3 protein-coding genes and 1 tRNA gene are annotated in these 4,424 nt (G+C 37.9%); 1 reads left to right on the top strand and 3 read right to left on the bottom strand.

All coding sequences use genetic code 11. From position 1 onward, the window contains the following. Nucleotides 1-405: 405 nt before the first annotated feature. The gene (gene fucO, locus DWZ63_RS15385; RefSeq protein WP_022015181.1) at nucleotides 406-1,554 is read left to right on the top strand and encodes a lactaldehyde reductase; all 1,149 of its coding nucleotides are present in this window, start codon (nucleotides 406-408) and stop codon (nucleotides 1,552-1,554) included. Nucleotides 1,555-1,767: 213 nt separating this feature from the next. On the opposite strand, the gene DWZ63_RS15380 is transcribed toward fucO, so the two are convergent. The 3 genes from DWZ63_RS15380 to DWZ63_RS15370 form a co-directional block, all read right to left on the bottom strand. Then, nucleotides 1,768-2,418 carry a TrkA family potassium uptake protein gene (locus DWZ63_RS15380; protein ID WP_118500353.1) on the bottom strand — a complete coding sequence of 217 codons (651 nt, stop codon included), beginning with the start codon at nucleotides 2,416-2,418 and terminating at the stop codon, nucleotides 1,768-1,770. Nucleotides 2,419-2,640: 222 nt separating this feature from the next. Continuing rightward, on the bottom strand, nucleotides 2,641-4,011 hold the full coding sequence (locus DWZ63_RS15375; RefSeq protein ID WP_118500352.1) for a potassium transporter TrkG: 1,371 nt from the start codon (nucleotides 4,009-4,011) through the stop codon (nucleotides 2,641-2,643). 183 nt (nucleotides 4,012-4,194) lie between these two features. Continuing rightward, nucleotides 4,195-4,268 (bottom strand) — tRNA-Arg (locus tag DWZ63_RS15370). Nucleotides 4,269-4,424: the final 156 nt, after the last annotated feature.

Below are 4,424 nucleotides of genomic sequence, written 5' to 3'. Positions count from 1 at the left end.
GGTGGAAGTAAGTCTTACAAAGCGGAATTAACTTTTACAATTGACCACAATGAAGTTTTTGTTATAAAATTTGTTCATATGTTAATAAATTTTTTTGTTGTAAAGTTAAGTTTTTTGTATGCTAATGAAGGTTTTATTAAAGCTCATTTTTTTATTGATTTTTGAATAAATGTTTTGTATAATGTATATATAAATTTGCTGGTTATGTTTAAATGATTAGTGATTTTGTACAAAAATATCGTTACATATATTTTAGGTGTTTGCGAAACTGGTTGATTGTATCAATGATACAGTACATTATCATAATATATTATTAAATTATGTGATTATAACATTGTAATTTACAAAACAAATGATTAGTTTCGTGATTACCTGATATACATTTATACAGGAGGTAGATAAATTATGGCAAATCGTTTTATTTTAAATGAGACATCTTATCATGGAGCCGGTGCTATTGCAGAGATTGCTACGGAGGTTAAGTCAAGAGGGTACAAGAAAGCTTTTGTTTGTTCCGACCCTGATCTTGTGAAGTTTGGTGTTACAAAGAAAGTTCTTGATGTTCTTGAGAAAGACAGTCTTGATTATGAGTTGTATTCAAATATCAAGCCAAATCCAACTATTGAAAATGTTCAGACAGGTGTTGAAGCATTTAAGAAGTCCGGTGCAGATTATCTTATAGCTATCGGTGGAGGTTCTTCTATGGATACGGCAAAGGCTATCGGTATCATCATTAACAATCCTGATTTTGCCGATGTTGTAAGTCTTGAGGGAGTTGCTCCTACAAAGAATAAATCAGTGCCTATCCTTGCGGTACCTACGACAGCAGGAACTGCGGCAGAGGTTACTATAAACTATGTTATAACTGACGCTGAGAAAAACAGAAAGATGGTCTGTGTAGACCCTAAGGATATTCCGGTTGTTGCTTTTGTGGACCCTGATATGATGTCATCTATGCCTAAGGGACTTACGGCTGCGACAGGTATGGACGCACTTACTCATGCTATCGAGGGATATATTACAGCAGGTGCATGGGAACTTTCTGATATGTTCCATCTGAAAGCTATCGAAATCATATCACGCTCACTCAGAGGAGCAGTTGACAATACGCCTGAGGGCAGAGAGGGTATGGCTCTCGGTCAGTATGTTGCAGGTATGGGATTTTCAAATGTCGGACTTGGTATAGTACATAGTATGGCACATCCGCTCGGGGCACTTTATGATACACCACACGGTATTGCAAATGCCATAATTCTTCCTACTGTTATGGAGTACAATGCAGAAGCGACGGGAGAGAAATACCGTGACATAGCAAAGGCTATGGGAGTTGAAGGCACTGAGAATATGTCTCAGGAAGAGTACAGAAAGGCAGCAGTAGATGCAGTAAAACAGCTCTCAAAAGATGTTGGAATACCTGCAGACCTCAAAGAAATCGTAAAGAAAGAGGATATACCATTCCTTGCACAGTCAGCATATGACGATGCGTGCCGTCCTGGCAATCCAAAGGAGACAAGTGTAGAAGATATAACAAAACTTTATGAGTCACTTATCTAAATTAGAAAATTAAATAAATATAGCTGTTTATGCATAGAGTATCAGATGGAAACTTATGGTGTAAACAGTGATGATTGCAACCTATAAGAAATGTATGTTAAATGCAACACTTATAGGCTGTAATACTGTAAAATCTAGTTATGACTATTGTCTGGATGTTATTATATAGAGGGATTTTCGTAATTGTTTAAACATCCCTCTATATACAAAAAATTAAAGCAGATTATTAAGGTCTTTCACATCGCAGGTGATAAGCATAGTCATCTTATCGGTTAGTCTTATATCAGGTGACGGGTTTACCTCGTATTCAGATGATGTATCCTGTCTTACGGCAATTACATTCAGGTTTTCTTTTTTTCTGAGGTCGAGTTCCATAAGAGATTTTCCTATCCAGTTTGGCTTGACATCAATCTCCACCATTTTAAGTTTGTCAGATATTTCCATAAAATTGATAACACGTCTGTTGGAGAGTTTCCTTGCAAGACGGATTCCGGTTTCTTGTTCCGGCATTATCGTCTGGTCTGCGCCAAGCTTTTCAAGTATTTTTTTATGTGTTTCATCCTGAGCCTTGCATACTACGGTTTTGACACCGGCATCTTTTGCATAAATTGTTGCAAGAATACTTATATCAAGTTTTTCAGTGATTGCAACGACAACGGCATCCATATTAGAAAGACCGAGAGTATCCAGTGCTTCAGTATCCCTTACATCGATAGCAACTGCACAGGTGACAAAGTTGGCAACAGAGTGGACACGCTCTTTATCTATATCAACAGCGAGAACATCGGCACCTGTATTTGCAAGTTCGATGGCAACGCTTCGTCCAAATTTTCCAAGTCCGATAACGGCAAATGATTTTTCCATGAGTTCCTCCTTGTTGTTTAATGTGCTCTCGAAAGTATTCGTTTTGAGAAGATACCGAGAGTAAATTTTAATGTACTAGCTGGTGTGCTGGCATGTTGCGAAACTAATTGTATGTTGTGCTAATTGCACAAATATAACAAATAATGCCGCAGGCACACTTTCGCTGCCTGTCACTCTTAACAGTACATAAGGCAGCAAAAAGCATAAATTATATTATAAGTATCAGCCGACATTTATATCTTCATGAGGGAAAGAAACAAAGTCATTTTTTCTTTCTTTATTGAAGAAGATAACCATCGAGATTGGTCCTATCCTGCCGAGATACATACATATTATTATTATAAGCTTGCCTAAGAGGTGAAGCTTTGAGGTGTAATCTCTTGTAAGACCTACGGTTGCTATCGCACTTGTGGTTTCGTAGACAACATCGACCATTGAGCCACCCTCTGCCTGATATAGTCCGACGGATGCAAGCAGCAGGAATGATATGCTGACCATTGTTACGGCAAGTGCTTTTGTGACCGTCTGGTGTGGTATGTTTTTCCTGAAAACGACAAGATGTGTCTTTCCTTTTACAATGGCACGGGTGCTTAAAAATAATGTGGCAACGGTTGTTGTTTTTATTCCGCCAGCCGTACCTATTGAAGAACCACCGATAAACATCAAAAAGTAACAAAGAAGCACAGTTCCGTGTCTTAAGCCCGACTGTGAAAATGTTGCAAATCCGGCAGTCCTTAATGTGACCGATTGAAAAAGGCTTGCAACTATCTTATCAAAAAAGCTCAGTTTACCAATCGTGTCAGTATTTGTATATTCAAGGACAAATATAAGTAATGCACCGCCTAAGATAAGGATAGCAGTTGTTATAAGTGTTATCTTTGTGTGAAGTCTTAATTTTTGCAAACTCTTCTTAACAGAAATTTTATTCTGAAAATAATTTTTAACGGTAGCTTTTAAATCCATCCACACGATAAAACCGATTCCGCCTGAAATAATAAGAAACATCGTTACAAAATTTATCCATGGATTTGAAATATACGGTTCAAGGCTGTTTGCACCGAGCAGGTCAATACCGGCATTACAAAAAGCGGAAACAGCATGAAATATGGAAAACCACAGTCCTTTTATCAGACCGAAATCGGGAACGAAAACGAAACTGTAGCAGATTGCACCGATTATTTCTATAATAAAAGTACCTCTGAAAATAAATTTTAAAAAGCGGACAAGCCCTTTGAGAGTGCTTAAGTTGAGTGCATCTTCAAGGAGAAGCCTGTCGCTCAATGTAATGCGGCTTCCTGCAACCATCATTATTCCGGTGACAAAGGAGACTATCCCCAGTCCGCCTAGCTGGATAAGTATGAGAATGACTATCTTGCCAAAAAGACTCCAGTGGATTGCTGTATTTACAACAACAAGTCCGGTCACGCAGACGGAAGTAGTTGATGTAAATAGGGCATCGATAAACGGAGTGAAATTTCCATCTGCCGAGGAAAATGGAAGACAGAGTATCAAGGCACCTATAAAAATAGTACCTAGAAAACCAAGTGCTATTATCTGGGTAGTAGAAAGCTCCTTATTTAAAGTCTGGAACATACAAACCTCACTTTCGCAAATTGCAAAAATACAATGAGTTACTTTTGCAATTTTAAATGACTGCTGCATTGACAGTAAAAATTGTGAATTATCGTTATCAATCGCACAGCAGGATAAGCAATAACAAATTATCAGTAACAAAAAATCCCCATATCATGACATTCATAATACGAGGATAATCAACGTGCGCGAGAAGATTCGAACTCCCGGCCTTCTGATCCGTAGTCAGACGCTCTATCCAGCTGAGCTACGCGCACATATTTAAGTTATTTAACTGTTGTCGCTTCGCACCGACGAGTTATACTATACCCCATACAAAATAAAAAGTCAACACTTATTTTGAAAAAATTTTAAAAAATATTGGTAACCTCATTTGCAAAACTAATTTCCACCCCTATATGACTTGTCGTGGA

Origin of the sequence: Clostridium sp. AF34-13, assembly GCF_003477845.1 — a bacterium.
Taxonomy (GTDB): Bacteria; Bacillota; Clostridia; order Lachnospirales; family Lachnospiraceae; genus Butyribacter; species Butyribacter intestini.
Note: the sequence above shows the minus strand (reverse complement) of the source record. Positions and strands in the feature narration are given on the sequence as shown.